This is a genomic window from Streptomyces sp. NPDC059010 (assembly GCF_042740355.1).
Classification (GTDB): domain Bacteria; phylum Actinomycetota; class Actinomycetes; order Streptomycetales; family Streptomycetaceae; genus Streptomyces.
Map to the genome: position 1 here is coordinate 1 of NZ_JBHYJA010000084.1, position 21,239 is coordinate 21,239.

14 protein-coding genes and 1 pseudogene are annotated in these 21,239 nt (G+C 70.2%); all 15 read left to right on the forward strand.

Annotated elements, in window-relative coordinates; genetic code table 11:
- Positions 1-879, forward strand: an 879-nt coding sequence (locus ACFWYS_RS45445; protein WP_384782717.1) for a penicillin-binding transpeptidase domain-containing protein, incomplete at its 5' end; no start/stop codon positions are given.
- On the forward strand, positions 876-2,075 hold the full coding sequence (gene rodA / locus ACFWYS_RS45450; RefSeq protein WP_384782719.1) for a rod shape-determining protein RodA: 1,200 nt from the start codon (positions 876-878) through the stop codon (positions 2,073-2,075). The genes ACFWYS_RS45445 and rodA, both read left to right, overlap by 4 nt.
- Positions 2,076-2,290: 215 nt before the next feature.
- Positions 2,291-3,793 carry a CHAD domain-containing protein gene (locus ACFWYS_RS45455; RefSeq protein ID WP_384782721.1) on the forward strand — a complete coding sequence of 501 codons (1,503 nt, stop codon included), beginning with the start codon at positions 2,291-2,293 and terminating at the stop codon, positions 3,791-3,793.
- A gap of 89 nt (positions 3,794-3,882) precedes the next feature.
- Positions 3,883-5,862: a TIGR03960 family B12-binding radical SAM protein gene (locus tag ACFWYS_RS45460; protein WP_384782723.1), complete on the forward strand. Its 1,980-nt coding sequence runs from the start codon at positions 3,883-3,885 to the stop codon at positions 5,860-5,862.
- An 85-nt stretch (positions 5,863-5,947) separates the two neighbouring features.
- Positions 5,948-6,632 (forward strand): annotated as a pseudogene (locus ACFWYS_RS45465) (S1 RNA-binding domain-containing protein).
- Positions 6,633-6,939: 307 nt separating this feature from the next.
- Positions 6,940-9,054, forward strand: a complete 2,115-nt coding sequence (locus ACFWYS_RS45470) for a TIR domain-containing protein (RefSeq protein ID WP_384782725.1) — start codon at positions 6,940-6,942, stop codon at positions 9,052-9,054.
- Positions 9,055-9,308: 254 nt separating this feature from the next.
- Complete coding sequence (locus tag ACFWYS_RS45475) at positions 9,309-9,476, forward strand: glycoside hydrolase family 15 protein (RefSeq protein ID WP_384782739.1); 168 nt, start codon at positions 9,309-9,311, stop codon at positions 9,474-9,476.
- Positions 9,473-10,894 carry a glucose-6-phosphate dehydrogenase gene (locus tag ACFWYS_RS45480; protein ID WP_384782727.1) on the forward strand — a complete coding sequence of 474 codons (1,422 nt, stop codon included), beginning with the start codon at positions 9,473-9,475 and terminating at the stop codon, positions 10,892-10,894. The genes ACFWYS_RS45475 and ACFWYS_RS45480 overlap by 4 nt, the downstream gene beginning before the upstream one ends.
- A gap of 182 nt (positions 10,895-11,076) precedes the next feature.
- Positions 11,077-12,087, forward strand: a complete 1,011-nt coding sequence (locus ACFWYS_RS45485; RefSeq protein WP_384782729.1) for an esterase/lipase family protein — start codon at positions 11,077-11,079, stop codon at positions 12,085-12,087.
- A 239-nt stretch (positions 12,088-12,326) separates the two neighbouring features.
- Positions 12,327-13,439 (forward strand): hypothetical protein, encoded by a 1,113-nt coding sequence (locus tag ACFWYS_RS45490; RefSeq protein ID WP_384782731.1) that lies wholly within the window; start codon positions 12,327-12,329, stop codon positions 13,437-13,439.
- Between the two features lie 48 nt (positions 13,440-13,487).
- Entirely contained in the window at positions 13,488-14,270 is a 783-nt protein-coding gene (locus ACFWYS_RS45495; protein ID WP_384782733.1) for a TIGR03936 family radical SAM-associated protein, read from the forward strand.
- A gap of 261 nt (positions 14,271-14,531) precedes the next feature.
- Positions 14,532-18,671, forward strand: coding sequence for a ribonuclease E/G (locus tag ACFWYS_RS45500; RefSeq protein WP_384782735.1), 4,140 nt, complete (start codon positions 14,532-14,534; stop codon positions 18,669-18,671).
- A gap of 317 nt (positions 18,672-18,988) precedes the next feature.
- On the forward strand, positions 18,989-19,309 hold the full coding sequence (gene rplU, locus ACFWYS_RS45505) for a 50S ribosomal protein L21 (protein WP_033525816.1): 321 nt from the start codon (positions 18,989-18,991) through the stop codon (positions 19,307-19,309).
- A 14-nt stretch (positions 19,310-19,323) separates the two neighbouring features.
- Positions 19,324-19,578 (forward strand): 50S ribosomal protein L27, encoded by a 255-nt coding sequence (gene rpmA, locus ACFWYS_RS45510; RefSeq protein ID WP_193473216.1) that lies wholly within the window; start codon positions 19,324-19,326, stop codon positions 19,576-19,578.
- 141 nt (positions 19,579-19,719) lie between these two features.
- Entirely contained in the window at positions 19,720-21,165 is a 1,446-nt protein-coding gene (gene obgE / locus ACFWYS_RS45515) for a GTPase ObgE (protein ID WP_384782737.1), read from the forward strand.
- Positions 21,166-21,239: the final 74 nt, after the last annotated feature.

The following is a 21,239-nucleotide window of genomic DNA, read 5'->3' on the forward strand; positions in this document are numbered from 1 at the left end:
GTGACCGGGCGGGTGCCGGACCGGCAGTGGAAGCAGCAGTACTGGCGGGCGAACAAGGACGCCTGGTGCAAGTACGGCAAGAAGGACGGCAGTTACGCGGAGAAGATCGCCTACGAGAACTGTCTCGAAGGCAACCGGATGCGTGCGGGTGACTCGGTGAACTACTCCATCGGGCAGGGCGACACCCTGGTCACGCCGATCCAGATGGCCACCATCTACGCGGCGATCTCCAACGGCGGCACCCTGTACGACCCGACCGTCGGCAAGGCCGTGATCAGCGCCGACGGCAAGAACGTCCAGGAGATCAAGCCCAAGTCCCACGGCAAACTGCCCATAAGCAAGAAGACGCTGGCCGAGATGGACGACGCCCTCGCCGGCGTCGCCACCCGCGGCACCGCGGCCTGGCGGTTCGCGGATGTCGGCTGGCCGCAGGACAAGATCCCGATGCACGCCAAGACCGGTACCGCGGAGGTCTACGGCAAGCAGACGACCTCATGGTTCACGACGTACACCAAGGACTACTCGGTCGTCATGACCATCTCCCAGGGTGGTACGGGCTCCGGCGCCTCGGGACCGGCCGTCCGCAACATCTACGACGCGCTCTACGGCGTCTCCGACGACGGCACGATCAACAAGAAGAACGCGCTGCTGCCCAAGCCGCAGGCGAGCCTGCCGAAGGTCCGCACGGACGGCACCATCGGCTCGCCGAAGGTCTCCAAGGACCCGGCGAAGGAGCAGCAGGCCAGCCAGAAGGGCGCGGACGATCCCGACGAGCAACAGCTCGCCGGCACCGTGCCGACGCCGTCGGCCGAGAACCGGGACACCCGGCGCAGGCGCCGCCGCAGCCGTGGGCGGGGAAGCCGGAGGATGCTCACATGACCGGAGCCAACAGCTTTCAGGTCTCCGGGTACGGGCCCGAACGGGCGGGCTGGACCCGCCTGTTCGCCCGCGACTCGCTGGCCCGTCGGCTCGACTGGACGATGCTGCTGTCGGCGATCGCCCTGTCGCTGATCGGCTCGCTCCTCGTCTACTCGGCGACCCGCAACCGCACCGAGCTCAACCAGGACGACCCGTACTTCTTCCTGGTCCGGCATCTGCTGAACACCGGCATCGGCTTCGCCCTGATGATCGGCACCGTCTGGCTCGGCCACCGCAACCTGCGCACGGCCGTGCCGATCCTGTACGGCGTCTCGGTCTTCCTGATCCTGCTGGTGCTCACCCCGCTGGGCTCGACCATCAACGGCGCCCACTCCTGGATCAAGCTCCCCGGCGGCTTCTCGCTGCAGCCCTCGGAGTTCGTGAAGGTCACGATCATCCTGGGCATGGCGATGCTGCTGGCCACGAGAGTGGACGCGGGGGACAAGCAGTACCCCGACCACCGTACGGTCGTGCAGGCGCTGGGCCTGGCCGCCGTACCGATGCTGATCGTGATGCTCATGCCCGACCTCGGCTCGGTCATGGTCATGGTGGTGATCGTGCTGGGCGTGCTGCTCGCGTCCGGTGCCTCCAACCGCTGGGTCTTCGGGCTGATCGGCACGGGGACGATGGGCGCGATCGCGGTCTGGCAGCTCGGCGTCCTGGACGACTACCAGATCGCCCGTTTCGCGGCCTTCGCCAACCCCGAGCTCGACCCGGCGGGCGTCGGATACAACACCAACCAGGCGCGTATCGCGATCGGTTCGGGCGGGCTGACCGGCTCCGGCCTGTTCCACGGCTCGCAGACCACCGGCCAGTTCGTGCCGGAACAGCAGACCGACTTCGTCTTCACGGTGGCGGGGGAGGAGCTGGGCTTCATCGGCGGCGGGCTGATCATCGTGCTCCTCGGCGTGATCCTGTGGCGGGCCTGCCGGATCGCGCGTGAGACGACCGAGCTGTACGGGACGATCGTCGCGGCGGGGATCGTGGCGTGGTTCGCCTTCCAGGCCTTCGAGAACATCGGGATGACGCTGGGGATCATGCCGGTGACCGGTCTGCCGCTGCCGTTCGTGTCGTACGGCGGATCCTCGATGTTCGCGGTGTGGGTGGCGGTGGGGTTGCTGCAGTCGATCAGAGTGCAGCGTCCGATGTCCGCGTGACCGCTGCGACGGAGCCGGGTGTCTCCGGGCCTGCTCGGGGCCTGCCGGAGGTTGGCGTCGCGGCGAGGCCCGCGGCGCCCGGTCCCACCGGCAGCCCGCGCCCCGCAGGACACGCCCGACGCCCGACCGTTTTCCCTGCCTAAGTCGCCCGTTCCCCTGTGGTTCATGTCGAGCGGGCCCTGTTATCGCGGTGTGACTCCCATTAGATTCGGGTCATGGCGGACACAAAGCGCGAGATCGAGCGGAAGTACGAGTCCGATCACAGTGGCCTGCCCGACCTGACCGGCGTCGCCGGCGTCGCGGCCGTCATCGACAAAGGTGTCGCGCAGTTGGACGCCACCTACTACGACACCGAGGACGAGCGCCTCGCCGCGTCGTCCATCACCCTGCGGCGCAGGACGGGCGGGTCCGATGCGGGCTGGCATCTGAAGTTCCCTGTGTCCCCGGGTGTGCGGGACGAGATCCAGGCTCCACTGTCCGACAGCCTGCCCGCCACGCTCGCGGGTCTGGTTCGCTCCCGGATCCGGAACGCCGAGCTGGTGCCCATGGTCCGGCTGCGCTCCGACCGGGATGTGCGCGACCTCGTCGACTCCGAGGGGCGGCTGCTGGCCGAGGCCAGCGTCGACGCCGTACAGGCGGAACGCCTCAGCGGGGACGGCGGCACCGCACAGTGGACCGAGATCGAGGTGGAGCTGGCCGACGGCGTCGACCCGGCGTTCCTCGACAAGGTCGAGAAGCGGTTGAAGAAGGCGGGCGTACGGCCGTCGAAGTCGGCGTCGAAGGTCGCACGGGCGCTGGCCGAGACCGCCCCGAAGAAGCTCGCTCCCCGGTCCTTCGAGGACCCCGTGTCCGCCGGCGACCATGTGCTCGCCTATGTCCGCGCCCAGCGGGACGCGATCGTCGAGCTCGACCCGGCCGTACGCCAGGACGCCGAGGACTCCGTCCACAGCATGCGCGTCGCCACCCGCCGGATGCGCAGCACGTTCAAATCCTTCGGCAAGGTTCTTGACCGGGAGGTCACCGACCCGATCGGCGACGAGCTGAAGTGGCTGGCCGGTGAGCTGGGCGTGGACCGGGACCGCGAGGTGCTGAACGAACGCCTGAGTGCGGCACTCGACGAGATTCCCCACACGCTGGTCTCCGGGCCGATCGCCGAGCGCGTGAGTCACTGGGCGGGTGACCGGCCCGGTGGGGCGAGCGGCCGGCTGATCGGCGTCCTCGACTCCCACCGCTACCTGACCCTGCTCGACACTTTGGACGCGCTGCTCGCCGACCCGCCGCTGCGGAAGGCCGCCGGGAAGAAACCCGGCAAGGTGCTGCCCAAGGCCGTGAAGAAGGACTTCGGGAAGGTCTCCGCGCTCGTCGAGGAGGCGCTGGAGCTGGACCCCGGCAGCGACCGCGACGTCGCCATCCACGAGGCCCGCAAGAAGACCAAGCGCACCCGCTATGCGGCGGAGGCGGCCACCCCGGCACTCGGCAAGCCGGCCAAGGAGCTGGTCAAGACCATGAAGTCCTTGCAGAACCTGCTCGGCGAGCACCAGGACAGCGTCATGGCCCGTGGGACGCTGCGCGAGCTGTCCGCGGTCGCGCACGCGGCGGGGGAGAGCGCCTTCACGTACGGGCTGCTGTACGGGCGTGAGGAGCAGCGGGCGGCGGCTGTGGAGGCCGAGCTGCCCGGGTTCTGGGACGGGGTCAAGGACGCGACGGACGGCCTTTGAGCCTTTTGGGCGTACGGGGGGTGTCCGCGGTCGCGTTAGGCTAGATGGTCACCCCTGTCAGTTCAGTCCAGCTCACGAAGGTTCGCGAGATGTCTGCCGAAGCCGCTGCGGCCGCCGAGTCCGTGTTCCCGCAGCTCGAAGCTCTGCTCCCGCATGTGCAGAAGCCGATCCAGTACGTCGGCGGAGAACTCAACTCCACGGTCAAGCCGTGGGAGTCCTGCGACGTCCGCTGGGCGCTGATGTACCCGGACGCGTACGAGGTCGGGCTGCCCAACCAGGGCGTCATGATCCTCTACGAGGTACTGAACGAGCAGGAGGGCGTCCTCGCCGAGCGCACGTACAGCGTGTGGCCGGACCTGGAGGCGCTGATGCGGGAGCGCGACGTCCCGCAGTTCACGGTGGACAGCCACCGCCCGGTGAAGGCGTTCGACGTGTTCGGCCTGTCCTTCTCCACGGAGCTCGGCTACACGAACATGCTGACGGCCCTGGACCTGGCCGGGATCCCCCTGGAGTCCAAGGACCGCACGATCGACGACCCGATCGTCCTGGCCGGCGGCCACGCGGCCTTCAACCCCGAGCCGATCGCGGACTTCATCGACGCGGCGATCATCGGCGACGGTGAGCAGGCCGTGCTGGACATGACGGCGATCATCCGCGAGTGGAAGGCGGAGGGCCGGCCGGGCGGCCGCGAGGAGGTCCTGTTCCGCCTCGCGAAGACGGGCTCGGTGTACATCCCGGCGTTCTACGACGTCGAGTACCTCGCCGACGGCCGTATCGCCCGTGTCGTACCCAACAAGTCGGGTGTCCCGTGGCGTGTGTCCAAGCACACGGTGATGGACCTCGACGAGTGGCCGTACCCCAAGCAGCCGCTGGTCCCGCTGGCCGAGACGGTCCACGAGCGTATGTCGGTCGAGATCTTCCGCGGCTGCACGCGCGGCTGCCGCTTCTGCCAGGCCGGCATGATCACCCGCCCGGTCCGTGAGCGTTCGATCACGGGCATCGGCGACATGGTCGAGAAGGGCCTGAAGGCGACGGGCTTCGAGGAGGTCGGCCTGCTGTCCCTGTCGTCGGCGGACCACTCGGAGATCGGCGACATCGCCAAGGGCCTGGCCGACCGCTACGAGGAAGACAAGATCGGCCTGTCGCTCCCGTCCACCCGTGTGGACGCGTTCAACGTCGACCTGGCGAACGAGCTGACACGCAACGGCCGCCGCTCCGGACTGACCTTCGCCCCCGAGGGCGGCAGCGAGCGTATGCGCAAGGTCATCAACAAGATGGTGTCCGAGGAAGACCTCATCCGGACGGTCGCGACCGCGTACGGCAACGGCTGGCGCCAGGTGAAGCTGTACTTCATGTGCGGCCTGCCGACGGAGACCGACGACGACGTCCTCCAGATCGCCGACATGGCGATGAACGTCATCGCCAAGGGCCGCGAGGTGTCGCGCTCGAACGACATCCGCTGCACCGTCTCGATCGGCGGCTTCGTCCCCAAGCCCCACACCCCCTTCCAGTGGGCCCCGCAGCTCTCCGCGGAGGAGACGGACGCCCGCCTGGAGAAGCTCCGCGACAAGATCCGCGGCGACAAGAAGTACGGCCGCTCCATCGGCTTCCGCTACCACGACGGCAAGCCCGGCATCGTCGAGGGCCTCCTCTCCCGCGGCGACCGCCGTATCGGCGCCGTCATCCGCGCGGTCTACGAGGACGGCGGCCGCTTCGACGGCTGGCGCGAGCACTTCTCCTACGACCGCTGGATGAGCTGCGCGGACAAGGCGCTGGAGCCGTTCGGCGTGGACGTCGACTGGTACACGACCCGCGAGCGGACGTACGAGGAGGTCCTTCCCTGGGACCACCTGGACTCCGGCCTCGACAAGGACTGGCTCTGGGAGGACTGGCAGGACGCCCTCGACGAGACCGAGGTCGAGGACTGCCGGTGGACGCCGTGCTTCGACTGCGGGGTGTGCCCGCAGATGGACACGCACATCCAGATCGGCCCGACGGGTAAGAAGCTGCTGCCTCTCACGGTCAAGAACGCCGGGTCCACGCCTGCTGCGAGTGGCCACTCGCACTGAGGGGAGTGAGGCGCTCAGCCGGGTGATCGAGGTCGTGCGCCTCTGCCAGTGGGTCTGGCGATCTCTGCGTGAGAGCCTTTGCGCCATGGGGGATGCGGCGTCTGGACGGGCCGTCCAGAGGTTTCTGGCGGCGATCCGTGCCGGTGACGTCTGTCACGGGACGGTCGCTGACGTTGCTGTGGTCGGGCAGAGAGCCACCGGCGAGGTGATTGCTGTCGATGGCAGCCACTGAGAATCCGGAACTCTGGGCGTTTCTCAAGCGGCTTCGTCGTGGTGAGCTCCTGGCCGGCACGGTTGTGGCGATCGAGCGGTTCGGTGTCTTCGTGGCATTGGACGAGGGCCCTGAGCATCCGGTGTATCCCGGCGTCGGCTTCATCACGTATCCCGAGCTGTCCTGGCGTCGTTTCGAGGCCGCGTCCGATGTCGTTGAGATCGGTCAGCGCGTGTCCTGCGAGTTCTTGCAGTTCGACACCTGGAACGGGGAGGCTCGGCTGTCCCTGCGGGCGACGCAGCCAGACCCCTTCCTGGGGTTCGTCGAAGGCATCGCGGTGGGCCAAAGGCTGAGCGGGCGGGTGACCGAATTGGTCCCGTTCGGCGTCTTCGTGCGGGTCGCCGATGGCATTGAGGGCCTGGTGCATCTGTCTGAGCTGAGCTCGGTGCCCGGGGCGGCGCCGGAGGATGTCGTACAGGTCGGCGATCAGCTGACGGTTGTCGTCACGGACGTCGACCGACAGCGACGCCGACTGTCGTTCTCTCGGCGACAAGCGTGAGCGGTTGTGTGCTGTAGCAATGAACGGAGGATCCAGCCTGCCTTTCGCAAGCTGATGTCCAGGACGGCGACCGCTGGATAAAGTCGGATGGTCACTACCGGTTGTGGGGGGCAACCGGCGTTCCGTTCGGCGATGCCGGCGTCCTTCGTGTCTCCTTCGATGCGCTGCCGCTCAGGCGAAACGGCTCTGGTGCTGGGCTCGTTCCGGCGCGGGCCGAATGGTGACTGGGATTTCGTCCTTGGAGGGAAGGGTTACACGGGGGGCGTGTGCCGGTTGAGCGCGTGCGATTAGGGGAGCTGGTACGGGCATGGCGGTTGACGTGGAGACGGGCGAGGTCGACGCGCTGATCATCACGGCGCTGGAGGAGGAGTACGAGGCGGCTCGCTCCGCCGGCTTGGCCGGGTACGCGGGGCACCCTGGTGTCGCGACTTGGGAGAAACGGGGGTTGGAGTCCCTGACTCCCTTTCTCGTCGGAACGTACGTCCTGGCCGACGGTTCGCGCATGACCGTGGCGCTGGCACGGCCCACCAGGATGGGTGCCACCGCGACCGCGCCGGTGGTGTCGACGCTTGTGGAACGCCTGCGGCCTCGTTGCCTCGCCATGTGCGGGGTGTGCGCCGGCAACCCGGCCGATGTGGCCCTCGGTGACGTGGTGGTGGCCGAGTTGGCGTACGCCTACGACGAGGGGAAGCGTACGCAAGACGGTTTCGAGGGAGATCATCGCCAGATTCCCGCGCCCGATGGGTGGGTGCGCGCCGCGCAGGACATGGACACGACGGATCTGCCCAGTTTCGGTGAGGCATCCCCGTATGCGGCACGGATCTGGCTGATGGAACGCCTCTACGCCGGCGAGGATCCCAGACGGCATCCGGCACGCAGTCGATTTCTGTCTCAAGCATCGTGGATCGAGCAGATCCAGAGCCTGCAAGAGGACGGCCTGGTAGTCCGGGAAGGCGCTGCCCTCTCGCTGACGGACGCGGGTTTCGCGCACATCGAACAGCTCGTCTATGACGACCTGGACGGTCCCCGGGAGTTGCCGTTCGCCGTCGTGGTCGGGCCCATGGCCAGTGGCAACGTCGTGGTGAAGGACGGGCTCACCTGGGACCGGCTGAAGCGATGGGGGGTGCGCTCGGTCGCCGGTCTGGAGATGGAGTCCGCCACCATTGCCCAGGTCGCACATCGGCTGGGGCTGTCCGACTGGGTGGTGGCCAAAGGCGTTATGGACCACGCAAATCCGCGCAAGGACGACCGGTACAAGAAGTTCGCGGCGCGCTCATCGGCAGAGGTTCTTTTCAAGTTACTGGGCCGGCGCCTGGCTTCGCAGTCTGCGTCCGCGCAGAACGGTGTCACGTCGAGGATCAGGTCCGTTTACGTCATCGGTGGCGTCACGGGTGAAACAAACTATCCCGATTACGAGACGCCCGAACTCACGCACGTCTGTGAGCAACTCGGGCAAGCCGTGGCGAAGGCCGGTGCCGAACTCATCGTATGCAGCCCTTTTCCCGATTCGGCCGACCTCCACACGGTGATCGGCTACGTCCGGTCCGGCGTGGGCCGCATTGTTCATCTCCACAGCCCTCGGCATCCGGAGGTCGCCGAGAAGCAGGCGAGGATGGTTGAGATGCTCGGGGGCGGTCACGATACGGAGATCAGGAACTGGTACTACCCGGGGCCGGAGGACGAGGACTCCAAGGAACAGGCGTGGCTGCTGTGCCAGATCCAGGCCCTCGAAGAAGCCGATGTGGTGATTGCGATCGGAGGCCGCGTCTCGAAAACCGCGAACACGGTGCTCCACCTGGCGGAGGCACGCAGGAAGCCGATCGTGCCGTTCGCATTTCTCGGCGGTGCGTCCCGGCGCGCGTATGAAAGGCGGGACTGGGCTCGCATCTACCCCGCACTCGACCATCGTCGGCTCATGGACAGAAATGCGGTGGCCGACGCCATGAAGATCGCGGATCAGATGCTGACCGCCCGGTTGCGGACACACCACAACTACAACTGGCCGCCTCGCCGCGTGTTCATCAGCCGTGCGAGGCCCGATGCCGACTTCGCGCAGGCCCTTGAGGCCCACCTCTCCGGTGCGGGAATCCGTGCGCTGATCGGCGAAAGGGAACTGCGGCCGGACCGTATGGTCAACCCGACAATCGAGGACGCGGTTCTCTCCGCGGACCTGTTCGTCGTCCTCTGGAGCCGGTCGTACGCACTGAGCAGATTCTGCTACGACGAGATCGAGTTGGCCCTGCGCCGGCACAAGGTCGGCGAACTTCAACTCTGGATCATCAACCTCGACGGTTCGGACATCGTGCCGCCCGAGGCTCGTGCTCTGCCGCAGGCCCTGGCGAGAACGCCTCATGCCCTCGTCGCCCTCGTCCGCGAACTGCTGGAGCATGCTGAACCGGCGCCTGCGGCCCCCCGGGCGTGAACGCCGCGGCGGCGCCGAGCGGGCACGTGCACTGCACCCCGCCATCCGGACCGGACTCGGCGAGACAGGCCCTTCGCTGGGCGGTTGTCAGGCGGAGCCCACCGGTGGTGTCGTGGCGGCGGTGCGGCGTGGGACATGCCGCAGTTTCACGGGGCGACGACTGGGCCAACGGCTCGCTCGTCGCGGCACCCACCTCCTCCCTGCCCGCCCCCGTCGGCGGGATCCGTAACTGATCGGATCAAGTAGCAGAAGAGCTGTATGCCTCGCTGTGCGCCCGGGCGAGCCCGCTGGGGCTGCTGTCGGCGCAGATCAACCCGTCCACAGGAGAGTTCATGGGCAACTTCCCCCAGGCGTTCAGCCACATCGGGATCATCGCGAGCGGCGTGAACCTCGCCCGGGCCGAGGCAGACGTACAACGGTGATCAACCGGCTCGCCGTCTTCGGCGCGACAGGGGACCTCACCGCACGCTATCTGCTGCCGGCGCTGGCAGCCCTGCGGGAAGCAGGACATCTCGGCGACCGGTTCGAGCTGACCGGCGCGAGCAGGGAGGAGTGGAGCAGCGAGCAGTACCGGGAGTGGATCGCCGACCGGCTCGACCGGCACGGCGGACCGTATCCGGCCGACGTGAAGGACGCGATCGCGGCCCGGGCCCGCTACGTACGGGCCGATGCCACCCGTTCCGCCGACGTCTCCGCGGCCCTCGCGGGCGACGGACCGGTCGCCGTCTATCTCGCCCTCCCGCCAGGACTCTTCCCGCGCGTGGTCACCGCACTGCACGAGGCTGCCCTGCCGGAGGGCAGCCGGATCGTGCTGGAGAAGCCGTTCGGCGAGGACCTGGCCGGCGCGCAGGAGCTGAACCGCCTGCTCGCCGACCTGGTGCCGGAGCAGGCGGTGTTCCGGGTCGACCACTTCCTGGCCATGACGACCGTCCAGAACGTGCTCGGCAGCCGTCTGGCCAACCGTGTGCTGGAGCCCATCTGGAACAGCACCCACATCGCCGAGGTGGAGATCGTCTGGGACGAGACCCTCGCGCTGGAAGGCAGGGCCGGCTACTACGACCATGTCGGCGCGCTCAAGGACATGATCCAGAACCACCTCCTGCAGTTGCTCTGCCTGGTCGCCATGGAACCCCCGATCACCCTCGGCGAACGGGACCTGCGCGACCGCAAGGTCGACGTCCTGCGGTCCGTGCGGCCCCTGACCGAGCACGACGTCGTACACCGCACCCGCCGCGCCCGCTATCTGCCCGGCACGATCGGTGACCGCGCCATCCCCGCCTACGTCGACGAGGACGGCGTGAGCCCGCAGCGGCGCACCGAGACCTTCGCCGAGGTGGAACTGGAACTGGACAGCCGGCGCTGGGCCGGAACCACCTTCCGCCTGCGCAGCGGCAAGGCACTCGGGGCGGACCGCAAGGAGGTGGCGGTGCACTTCCGTGCCGTGCCCCACCTGCCCTTCGGCCACCGCGGCGAAGCCCTTCCCAAGGTGCTGCGCTTCAACCTGGATCCGGAAGTGCTGACCCGCGATCTGGCGGGCATCGGCTCCCAGGCCCACGAACTCGCCGCGCTCTCCCCGGCCGCACGGACGGAGCCGCCGGGCCTGCCCGCCTACGGCCGGCTCCTGCTGGACGTCCTGACCGGGGATCCCGCCCTGTCCATCCGCAGCGACGAGGCCGAGGAGGCGTGGCGGGTCGTCGAACCTGTGCTGTCCGCCTGGGAGAAGGACCTTGTTCCGCTGGCGGAGTACCCGGCCGGCTCGGCGGGGCCACTCCCAACTCAGCCGTACGCGGACGAAAGCGTAAAAGCGTCGCTCGGCCGGGCCACTCGATCGAGTGGTTGAGATCCCCGGCGGGTGGCCGCGGACGGGCCTGTCAAATTCGCCCGGGAATTCCGTGGGCTGGACGGATGAAAGCGGTCTGCTCCATAAGAAGTGCCGCGAGCGGCTGTTGGGCGCCGCGGAAGGCCGCTCCTCGATCATCTTCGCGTCGGCGCTCGGCCGGCATCGAGACGAGGAGTGGCCCGATGACGGATCGCAGTGTTTCCCGGGGACGGTCGAACCGGCGGCGCACCAGGTGGGCCGCCGCCTGCGCGGGGCTCGCTCTGTCGCTGACCGGGGCGCTGCAGGGCCAGGCGACGGCGGCCGTACCCGACGTGCCGACGCCGCCGCGGCCACCGGGGCGGATCCTCGACGTCCCGGTGGCGGTGGCCGAGGGGCTCCTCGACCCTGAGGCGTCGCCGGCCGGGGCCAACGACTGGAGTTGCCGGCCCACGCGCAAGCACCCGCGCCCGGTCGTCCTGCTGCACGGCTCCGCGGCGAACGCCGTCGCCAACTGGAGCATGCTGTCCCCGTGGCTGAAGCAGCAGGGCTACTGCGTCTTCGCCCCCAACTACGGCGGGACGCCCGGCAGTCCGTTCCAGGCGACCGGCCCCATCGCGAAGTCCGCCCGGGAGGTCGCCGGTTACGTCGACCGCGTGCTGAAGGCCACCGGCGCCCGCCAGGTCGACCTCGTCGGACACTCACAGGGCGGCGGGCCCACGCCCCGCTGGTATCTGCGGTTCGAGGGCGGCACGAATCCCGCGCACCCGAAACGGAACAAGGTGCGCAGCCTCATCGCCCTGGCACCCTCCAACCACGGCGGGAGCGTCTCCGGCATCGGCACGCTGACCACCAAACTGGGGCTCAACCCGACCATGTCCGCCCTGGTCGGCCAGGCCTGGTCGGACCAGATGCCGGGCTCCGAGATGAACCAGAAGCTCGACCGCGACGGCGACACCCAGCCGGGCGTCCGCTACACGGTCATCGCCACCCGGTTCGACGAGTTCGCCACCCCCTACACGAACAACTTCCTGACCCCGGGACCGGGCGCGACCGTACGGAACATCCTGATCCAGGACATCTGCCCGCAGGACATCTCCGAACACCTGTCGCTCGCCTACGACACCAACGCCGCCCAACTCGTACGCAACGCCCTCGATCCCGCCCACGCCCAGCCCGTCCGCTGCGGCCTCTCCCTGCCCGTACTCGGCGGCTGAGCCGAGGCGACGTCCGGCGCCCTGCCCGGCCTGCGACGGCGACAGGGCGCACGGGGCGTACGGGCGGGAGGTGGCATGTCCCGGTCTCGGCCGCGACCAGCACCCTCGGTCTCACCGCCCGCCTCTACGTCCCAGGCGCCCTCAACCGCGCCACGGAGCGAACCCCCTGACTGCCGGATCCCTGACGCCGGATCCCGGACAACTGCATCCGGCCAGGCCGCTTCCGCGTCTACGACGGTATGGATCTCGAAAAGACGCCGCCGCGCCGCCAGGAACCCGAAGGGTGTCTGGTCGTCGCGATCCGCATTCCGGTGCGGATCGTCGTGCTCGTGCTGGTCGTGCCGGTGCGGATGGCGTGGGACGCGCTCGTCGTCGCCGGGCGGTTCCTGAACGACACGGTGCTCCGGCCGGTGGGCCGGGCGCTGCTGTGGCTCGGGCGGGCGGTGTTCGTGTGGCCGTTCGTGGCGCTGTGGCGGTACGTCGTCGTACCCGTCGCGAAGGGGCTCGGCTGGCTGGGGAACGTGCTCCTCGTCATACCCGTGGTGTGGCTGTACCGGTATGTGCTGACTCCGGTGGGGCACGCGTGCGCGTGGCTGGCGCGCGGGATCGGCGCCGGGCTGGAGTGGCTCTACGCGCGCGTGCTCACTCCGATCGGGCACGCGGTGATGTGGGTCCTCAGGGGGATCGGCGCGGTACTCGCCGCGATCGGGCTCGGCGTGTTCGGCGCCGTGGCGTGGCTGGCGCGGTATCTCGTCGTGGTCCCCGCCCGGTGGGTGTACGAGTGGATCCTCACGCCGGTCGGCCGGGCGGTGGCCTGGTGCGCCAGGGGCCTGGCATGGCTCGTGAGCACCGTCTTCACCGGGATCGGGATCGCGCTGTACTGGACCGCCCGCGTCCTGTTCGTGCTGCCGGCGCTGGGCCTGTACCGATGGGTGCTCGCGCCCTTCGGCCGGGTGCTCGCCGTCATCGGCCGGGAGATCTGGGACGCCCTCGGGCACGCGTGGCGGATCGCCGGGCGGATCTCCCTCGCCGTCGGCCGCTTCCTCGCGAACCTCTTCCGCCTGCTCTTCGTCGAGCCGGTGCGGTGGGTGTACCGCACGGTGCTCACGCCGATCGGGCACGTCGTCCGCGACGCGGTACTGCGGCCCGTCGCCGAGGCCGCCCGCAGCGTGGGCCGGGCCACCCGGCAGGCCCTCACCGCCGCCCGCGAGTCCGTACGGCAGGCGCGTGCCGACTTCCGGCGGATGCTGTTCGGGGAGCCGAAGCAGCGGGAGGCAGTGGACCGGCGGGAACCTCCGGGCCGCGAGACACGTACTCTTGGTAGCAGTACGACCGCTCTCACGAAGGACTGAACGACACTGGGCAAGCGACAGCCCGAAGGCCCGCCGCCCGCACCTGCGGTGCAGCGCATCCGACTGCGTTACACCAAGCGCGGCCGCCTCCGGTTCACCAGCCACCGTGACTTCCAGCGCGCCTTCGAGCGTGCGCTGCGCCGTGCCGAGGTGCCGATGGCGTACTCGGCGGGGTTCACGCCGCATCCGAAGGTGTCGTACGCCAATGCCGCACCCACCGGCACGGGCAGTGAGGCGGAGTACCTGGAGATCGCGCTCACCGAAGCGCGCGATCCGGAACAGCTGAGAGCACTTCTCGACGAGTCGCTGCCCGCCGGGCTCGACGTCATCGAGGCGGTCGAATCGCGGACCTCAGGGCTCGCCGACCGGCTCACGGCGTCCGTCTGGGAGCTGCGGCTCGACGGCGTGGACCCGGCCGACGCCGAGCGCGCGGTCGCGTCCTTCAACGCCGCCGACGCCGTCGAGGTACAGCGCATGACCAAGAACGGCGTGCGCACCTTCGACGCCCGCCCGGCGGTCGTCAACCTCACCAGCACCGACGGAACGGAAACGCACAGTTCGGCAGCTGATAGGCCGACCGACCAGCCCTGTGCGATACTGCGGCTGGTTGTTCGGCACGTGACGCCTGCCGTACGACCCGACGACGTCCTGTCCGGTCTCCGCGCCGTGGCCGACCTGGCGCCGCCGGTCCCCGCAGCGGTGACCAGGCTGGCGCAGGGGCTGTTCGATGAAGAGACCGGCTCGGTGACCGACCCGCTCGCGCCCGACCGCGAGGCAGCGACGGCCCCACCCATGGCCGAGACCGCTGCCGCCGCGACGGCGTCGGCGTAAGGAAGGTCCCGTAGGGACGGACGTCGAAAGCGCCGCCCTCGTACTCGGGAGCCACCTGGGTCGGGCAGCGCACCGACCAGAAGACTTTCGCCAGGCCGTACGCATGAGGTGTACGGAACCGGCGAGACAGGACACAGAGAGCTCCCGTGCGGCGCCCGCGCCCCGGACGGCGGCAGTCGCGCACCGCGCGAGCCGCGGACGTCACCGGCATACCGCCGGACCAGGCGCGGCGCCCGGGAGCCTGACGGGAGAAACGCCCGCATGCTCGAACCGACCGAACCCACCCAGGGTTCCGAAGAACTGAACACCCCCAGCGACACCCTGCCGCCGCGTCGGCGCCGTGCCGCGTCCCGCCCGGCGGGCCCGCCCGTGGCTGCCGCCGAGGCGCAGCCCGCAGAGGTGGTCGAGCCGGCCATACCGGTCGCCGATGCCGCCGAACTCACGGCGGTGACCGAAGAGGCCGAGGAGAGCGTCGAGGCCGAGGCGACTGCTGAGGTCGCGGAAGCCGAAGAGACCGAAGCGGCCGAGAAGGCCGAAGAGACGGTGACCGCCGAGGAGGCCGCACCCGCCCGTCGTACGCGTCGTCGTGCCGTGCGCCGTGCGTCCGCTCCCGCCGGGGCGCCCGAGACTGCCGAGGCCGCCGAGACCGTGGTGCCCGCTGCCGCGCCGGTCGCCGAGGAGCCGAGCCCGGCCGTCACGGCGGCGCCCGCCGCCGAGGAGACCGCCGAGGAGGCGGCGCCCGCCCGTACGCGTCGGCGTGCGGTGCGTCGTGCGTCCGCGCCTGTCGGTGCTCCGGCCGCCGCCGAGGCCGCCGAGACCGTGGTCTCCGGTTCCGCCGCCGTCGAGGCCGCCGAGGAACCCGAGAGTTCTGCCGCCGCCGAGGCGCCGGCCGCTGCCGACGAGGAGGCCGCACCCGCCCGTCGTTCGCGTCGGCGTGCCGTGCGCCGTTCCTCCGCGCCCGCCGGTGCTCCGGCCGAGGCCGCCGAGGCCACAGAGGTCTCGGAAGTCTCCGAGGAGACGGAGAAGCCCGCCGAGTCGGGCGAGGCCACCGAGACTGCTGAGGTCGGCGAGGCCGCTGAGGCCGCTGAGGCCGCTGAGGTCACCGAGACCGCCGAAGCCGCTCCGCGTCGTACGCGTCGTCGTGCCACGCGGCGTGTGTCCGCCCCCGCCGACGAGGCGCCCGCCGCCGAGGCTCCCGCGGGCACGCCGGTGACCGAGGAGGCTCCCGTGACCGACGCTGCCGAGGTGGAGGCCGCCGCGGCGTCCGGTGCCGAAGCGCCTGCCGAGGCCGCCGAGGAAGCCGCGCCGCGCCGGCGCCGTCGGGCGGCGCGGAGTGCCGCCACCGGGTTCGCCGAGCCCGCTCGGTCCGCCGCCGACGACTCCGCCGAGGCTCCGCGTCCGGCGCGGCCCGCGGTGGCCGTGTTCCAGGCGCCCGTGTTCACCGAGCCGCAGTTCCAGACGCCCGAGCGGGCCGCCGCAGCGGCGGCGGCCGAGGCCGAGACCGAGACCGAGGACGTCGAGGAGCTCCAGGAGGAGCAGCCCAGCGCGCGTCGCCGTCGTCGGCGCCGGGGCGGCGCCTTCGGCGAGGAGCCCGAGGCCCCGGCCGTCGAGGCCGCCGCCGAGGACGAGACCGAGGAAGCCGAAGAGGCCGCCGAGGACATCGTCGAGGGCGAGGAGACCGAGGAGTCCGAGGAGACCGGGTCGCGTCGGCGTCGCCGTCGCGGTGGCCGTCGCCGTCGTCGTGGTGAGGCCGCGGAGTCCGAGGGCGACAGCGGTGAGACCGACGAGGTCGCCGCCGCGCAGGCCGCCCAGGACGCCGAGGACACCGCCGAGCAGGAGGAAGAGGACGACGAGGACGCCCGCGACGAGGGCTCCGGCTCCAGCTCCAGCAGCAGGCGCCGCCGCCGCCGTCGGCGTCGCGCCGGTGACTCCTCCGCCGACGCCGAGCCCGGCGAGGGCGACCCCGAGCGCACCGTCGTCAAGGTCCGCGAGCCCCGCCCGAAGGCCGAGCCGTCCGACGAGGTGCAGTCCATCAAGGGCTCCACACGCCTGGAGGCCAAGAAGCAGCGCCGCCGCGAGGGCCGCGAGCAGGGCCGCCGCCGCGTCCCGATCATCACCGAGGCCGAGTTCCTGGCCCGCCGTGAGGCCGTCGAGCGCGTGATGGTGGTCCGCCAGCACGGCGACCGCACCCAGATCGGCGTCCTTGAGGACAACGTGCTCGTGGAGCACTACGTCAACAAGGAGCAGTCGACCTCCTACGTCGGCAACGTCTACCTGGGCAAGGTCCAGAACGTGCTGCCGTCGATGGAGGCCGCCTTCATCGACATCGGCAAGGGGCGCAACGCCGTCCTGTACGCCGGTGAGGTCAACTTCGAGGCGCTGGGCATGGCCAACGGCCCGCGGCGCATCGAGTCCGCCCTGAAGTCCGGCCAGTCGGTCCTGGTGCAGGTCACCAAGGACCCGATCGGACACAAGGGTGCGCGTCTGACCAGCCAGGTCTCGCTGCCGGGCCGTTACCTCGTGTACGTGCCCGAGGGCTCCATGACCGGCATCAGCCGCAAGCTGCCCGACACCGAGCGGGCCCGGCTGAAGACCATCCTCAAGAAGATCGTCCCCGAGGACGCGGGCGTCATCGTGCGCACCGCCGCCGAGGGCGCGAGCGAGGACGAGCTGCGCCGCGACGTCGAGCGGCTCCAGGCGCAGTGGGAAGAGATCCAGAAGAAGGCCAAGAACGGCAACGCCCCGACGCTGCTCTACGGCGAGCCCGACATGACCGTCCGGGTCGTCCGCGACATCTTCAACGAGGACTTCTCCAAGGTCGTCGTCAGCGGTGACGAGGCCTGGGAGACCGTCCACGGCTATGTCTCGCACGTGGCGCCGGACCTGGCCGAGCGGCTGTCGAAGTGGACCAGCGAGGTCGACGTCTTCGCCACGTACCGGATCGACGAGCAGCTCGCCAAGGCGCTGGACCGCAAGGTCTGGCTGCCCAGCGGCGGTTCGCTGGTGATCGACCGGACCGAGGCGATGGTCGTAGTCGACGTCAACACCGGCAAGTTCACCGGTCAGGGCGGCAACCTCGAAGAGACGGTCACCAGGAACAACCTGGAGGCGGCCGAGGAGATCGTCCGCCAGCTGCGGCTGCGCGACCTCGGCGGCATCATCGTCATCGACTTCATCGACATGGTGCTGGAGTCCAACCGGGACCTGGTGCTGCGGCGCCTCCTGGAGTGCCTGGGCCGCGACCGTACGAAGCACCAGGTGGCGGAGGTCACCTCGCTGGGCCTCGTGCAGATGACTCGCAAGCGGGTCGGCCAGGGCCTGCTGGAGTCCTTCTCCGAGACCTGCGTCCACTGCAACGGCCGCGGTGTCATCGTGCACATGGAGCAGCCGACGGCCCCCGGTGGCGGCGGCAAGCGCAAGAAGCGCGCGCGTGCCGGTGCCGGTCCGGAGCATGTGCACGAGGCGTCCGTCGCCGCCGAGCCGGTCGAGACGGCCGAGGAGGAGGCGGAGACCGAGGCCGAGGTCGCCGCGGAGGTCGCCGAGCCGGCCGCGCTGGCCGAGCCCGCGTTCGCGCCCGACGAGGAGCTGTACAGCAGCGTCGCCGAGGCGGAGGCCGCCGCTCGCGGCGGTCGCTCGCGGCGCCGTGGCGGTCGCCGGGTGTCCGCTCCGGCGGGTGCGCCGAAGAAGGCCCAGGCGGGGCCCACGGCCCAGGACGTGACCGTCGCCGAGGAGGTCGCGCGTCCGGTGCAGCCGGAGTCGGCCGCCGAGGCGAAGGCCGAGCCGGCCGCCATGGAGGACGTGGTCGTCGAGACCCCGGCCGCGGTGGCTCAGGTCGTCGAGGCGCCGGTCGCCGAGGAGGCCGCGCCCAAGGGACGTACGCGGCGTCGCGCCACCCGCAAGGTGTCCGCGCCCGCCGGGTCGCCCGCGGGGGCCGAGGCCGCCGTGGTGACGGTCGGCGAGACGGCGCCCACGGCGCCCGAGCCGGTCGCCGAGACCCCGGCGCAGGCCCCGGCCGAGGCTCCGGCGGAGCAGGCCGAGGAGGCGCCCGCCGCTCCGGCCCGTCCGCGGCGTCGCGCCGTGCGCAAGGCCACCGCGCCGACCGCTTCCGAGGAAGGCGCCGTGATGGTCGTCCCGGCCGCGGAGGCGCAGACGGAGCCCACTGCCGAGGCACCGGCCGCGCCGGCCGCCGAGGAGGGCGTCGAGGAGGCGGCTCCGGCCAAGAAGACGGCCCGTAAGACGGCCAAGAAGGCCACGGCGAAGAAGGCCGCCACCAAGAAGACGGCGGCCAAGAAGACGGTCGCCAAGAAGGCGACGGCCAAGAAGGCGGCGAAGACCGTCAAGACGGCCGCGGCCAAGTCGACGGCGAAGAAGACCTCGGTCTCCGCCGCCACCGACGAGTGAAGCTCACCGACCAGTGACGTTCACCGACCAGTGACGTTCACCGACGAGCGACGCTCACGGTGAGTGACGTTCACCGACGAGTGACGTGAGGTGCGGCCGGTCCCTGTGACCGGCCGCACTTCTGTGGGGCCCGGCCCGGTTTGACCCTCTCGGCCACGGCCCCGTAACCTTGACCGTCGGCGTGTCCGTGGATATAGGCGCGCCAACATCCCCGTAAACCTCATCCTCCGGAGCACAGGGTGTCCTGGAGAGGCTGTCCGCGTGCCGGGTGGCTGGACTGCGGGGGTGCCGTTCCCGAGCGAGAGAGTGAGATCCGCGTGTACGCCATCGTGCGCAGCGGTGGTCGCCAGCACAAGGTTGCTGTCGGCGACATCGTTGAGGTTGACAAGATTTCCACTGCCAATGTTGGCGACACGGTCGAGCTCTCGACCCTGCTCGTTGTCGACGGCGACGCTGTGACCAGCGACCCGTGGGTGCTGGCCGGCATCAAGGTCCAGGCCGAGGTCGTGGACCACCACAAGGGCCAGAAGATCGACATTCTGCGCTACAAGAACAAGACCGGCTACCGCCGTCGTCAGGGCCACCGCCAGCAGTACACGGCGATCAAGGTCACTGAGATCCCCGCGGCTGCGAAGTAAGGGACTGAGGAGAGATGGCACACAAGAAGGGCGCATCGTCCACCCGTAACGGTCGTGACTCCAACGCTCAGCGCCTCGGCGTGAAGCGCTTCGGCGGTCAGGTCGTCAACGCGGGCGAGATCCTGGTCCGCCAGCGCGGCACCCACTTCCACCCCGGTGCGGGCGTCGGCCGTGGCGGCGACGACACGCTGTTCGCGCTGCAGGCCGGTGCGGTGGAGTTCGGCACCAGCCGTGGCCGCAAGGTCGTGAACGTCGTTCCGGTCGCCTGACACCAGCCCTTCCGGGCTCAGGCGCCGTAGAGCGTTTTCGCGAGGCGGACCTCACTTCCCTTCCGGGAAGGCGGGTCCGCCTTTCGCGTGTTAGGCAAGAGACACATCCGTACGTTTTCATCAGTGCTGGAGGCACCCCACATGACCACCTTCGTGGACCGCGTCGAACTGCATGTCGCCGCGGGTAACGGAGGTCACGGCTGTGCCTCCGTCCACCGTGAGAAGTTCAAGCCGCTCGGCGGGCCCGACGGCGGCAACGGCGGGCGTGGCGGTGACGTCATCCTGACCGTCGACCAGTCCGTGACGACGCTGCTCGACTACCACCACTCCCCGCACCGCAAGGCCACCAACGGCAAGCCCGGCGAGGGCGGCAACCGGTCCGGCAAGGACGGCCAGGACCTGGTGCTGCCGGTGCCCGACGGCACGGTGGTGCTGGACAGGGCCGGCAACGTCCTCGCCGACCTGGTCGGACACGGCACCTCGTACGTCGCCGCGCAGGGCGGCCGGGGCGGGCTCGGCAACGCCGCGCTGGCGTCGGCGCGCCGCAAGGCCCCGGGGTTCGCGCTGCTCGGTGTGCCGGGGGACCTCCAGGACATCGTGCTGGAGCTGAAGACCGTCGCCGATGTGGCGCTGGTCGGGTACCCGAGCGCGGGCAAGTCCTCGCTGATCTCCGTGCTGAGCGCGGCGAAGCCCAAGATCGCCGACTACCCGTTCACCACCCTCGTGCCGAACCTCGGTGTGGTGACCGCCGGCTCGACCGTCTACACCATCGCCGACGTCCCCGGGCTCATCCCGGGCGCCAGCCAGGGCAAGGGCCTGGGCCTGGAGTTCCTGCGGCACGTCGAGCGGTGCAGTGTGCTCGTGCACGTCCTGGACACCGCGACGCTGGAGTCCGACCGTGACCCCGTCTCCGACCTGGACATCATCGAGGCGGAGCTGCGGGAGTACGGCGGGCTGGACAACCGGCCCCGGATCGTCGTCCTCAACAAGACAGACGTACCCGACGGCAAGGACCTCGCCGAGATGGTGCGGCCGGATCTGGAGGCCCGTGGGTACCGGGTGTTCGAGGTGTCGGCGGTCGCGCACATCGGGCTGAAGGAGCTGTCGTTCGCGCTGGCAGACCTGGTGGCCAAGGCGCGTGCCGCGAAGCCGAAGGAAGAGGCGACGCGGATCGTGATCCGGCCGAAGGCCGTCGACGACGCCGGGTTCACCGTGACGCGCGAGGAGGTCGGCGGCGAGCCGCTGTTCCGGGTGCGCGGCGAGAAGCCCGAGCGCTGGGTGCGGCAGACCGACTTCAACAACGACGAGGCCGTCGGCTATCTCGCCGACCGGCTCAACCGCCTCGGTGTCGAAGAGGAGCTGATGAAGGCCGGGGCCCGCTCCGGCGACGGCGTCGCCATCGGGCCCGAGGAGAACGCGGTCGTCTTCGACTGGGAGCCGACGCTGATGGCCGGGGCGGAGATGCTGGGCCGCCGTGGCGAGGACCATCGCTTCGAGGAGCCGCGGCCCGCTGCGCAGCGTCGGCGGGACAAGCAGGCGGAACGGGACGAGTCCCTCCGGGAGTTCGACGACTTCGAGCCGTTCTGAGACGGGGCGCCCTGCGCTGTCGTTGCCGTCGTGGGGGGGGGGGGGGGGCCCACCGCCGCGGCCGGCCCCATCCC

Coding starts and splice junctions, on each gene's coding strand:
- rodA (WP_384782719.1), top strand. CDS start 876: ATGACCGGAGCCAACAGCTTTCAGGTCTCCGGGTACGGGCCCGAACGG.
- ACFWYS_RS45455 (WP_384782721.1), top strand. CDS start 2,291: ATGGCGGACACAAAGCGCGAGATCGAGCGGAAGTACGAGTCCGATCAC.
- ACFWYS_RS45460 (WP_384782723.1), top strand. CDS start 3,883: ATGTCTGCCGAAGCCGCTGCGGCCGCCGAGTCCGTGTTCCCGCAGCTC.
- ACFWYS_RS45470 (WP_384782725.1), top strand. CDS start 6,940: ATGGCGGTTGACGTGGAGACGGGCGAGGTCGACGCGCTGATCATCACG.
- ACFWYS_RS45485 (WP_384782729.1), top strand. CDS start 11,077: ATGACGGATCGCAGTGTTTCCCGGGGACGGTCGAACCGGCGGCGCACC.
- ACFWYS_RS45490 (WP_384782731.1), top strand. CDS start 12,327: ATGGATCTCGAAAAGACGCCGCCGCGCCGCCAGGAACCCGAAGGGTGT.
- ACFWYS_RS45500 (WP_384782735.1), top strand. CDS start 14,532: ATGCTCGAACCGACCGAACCCACCCAGGGTTCCGAAGAACTGAACACC.
- rpmA (WP_193473216.1), top strand. CDS start 19,324: ATGGCACACAAGAAGGGCGCATCGTCCACCCGTAACGGTCGTGACTCC.
- obgE (WP_384782737.1), top strand. CDS start 19,720: ATGACCACCTTCGTGGACCGCGTCGAACTGCATGTCGCCGCGGGTAAC.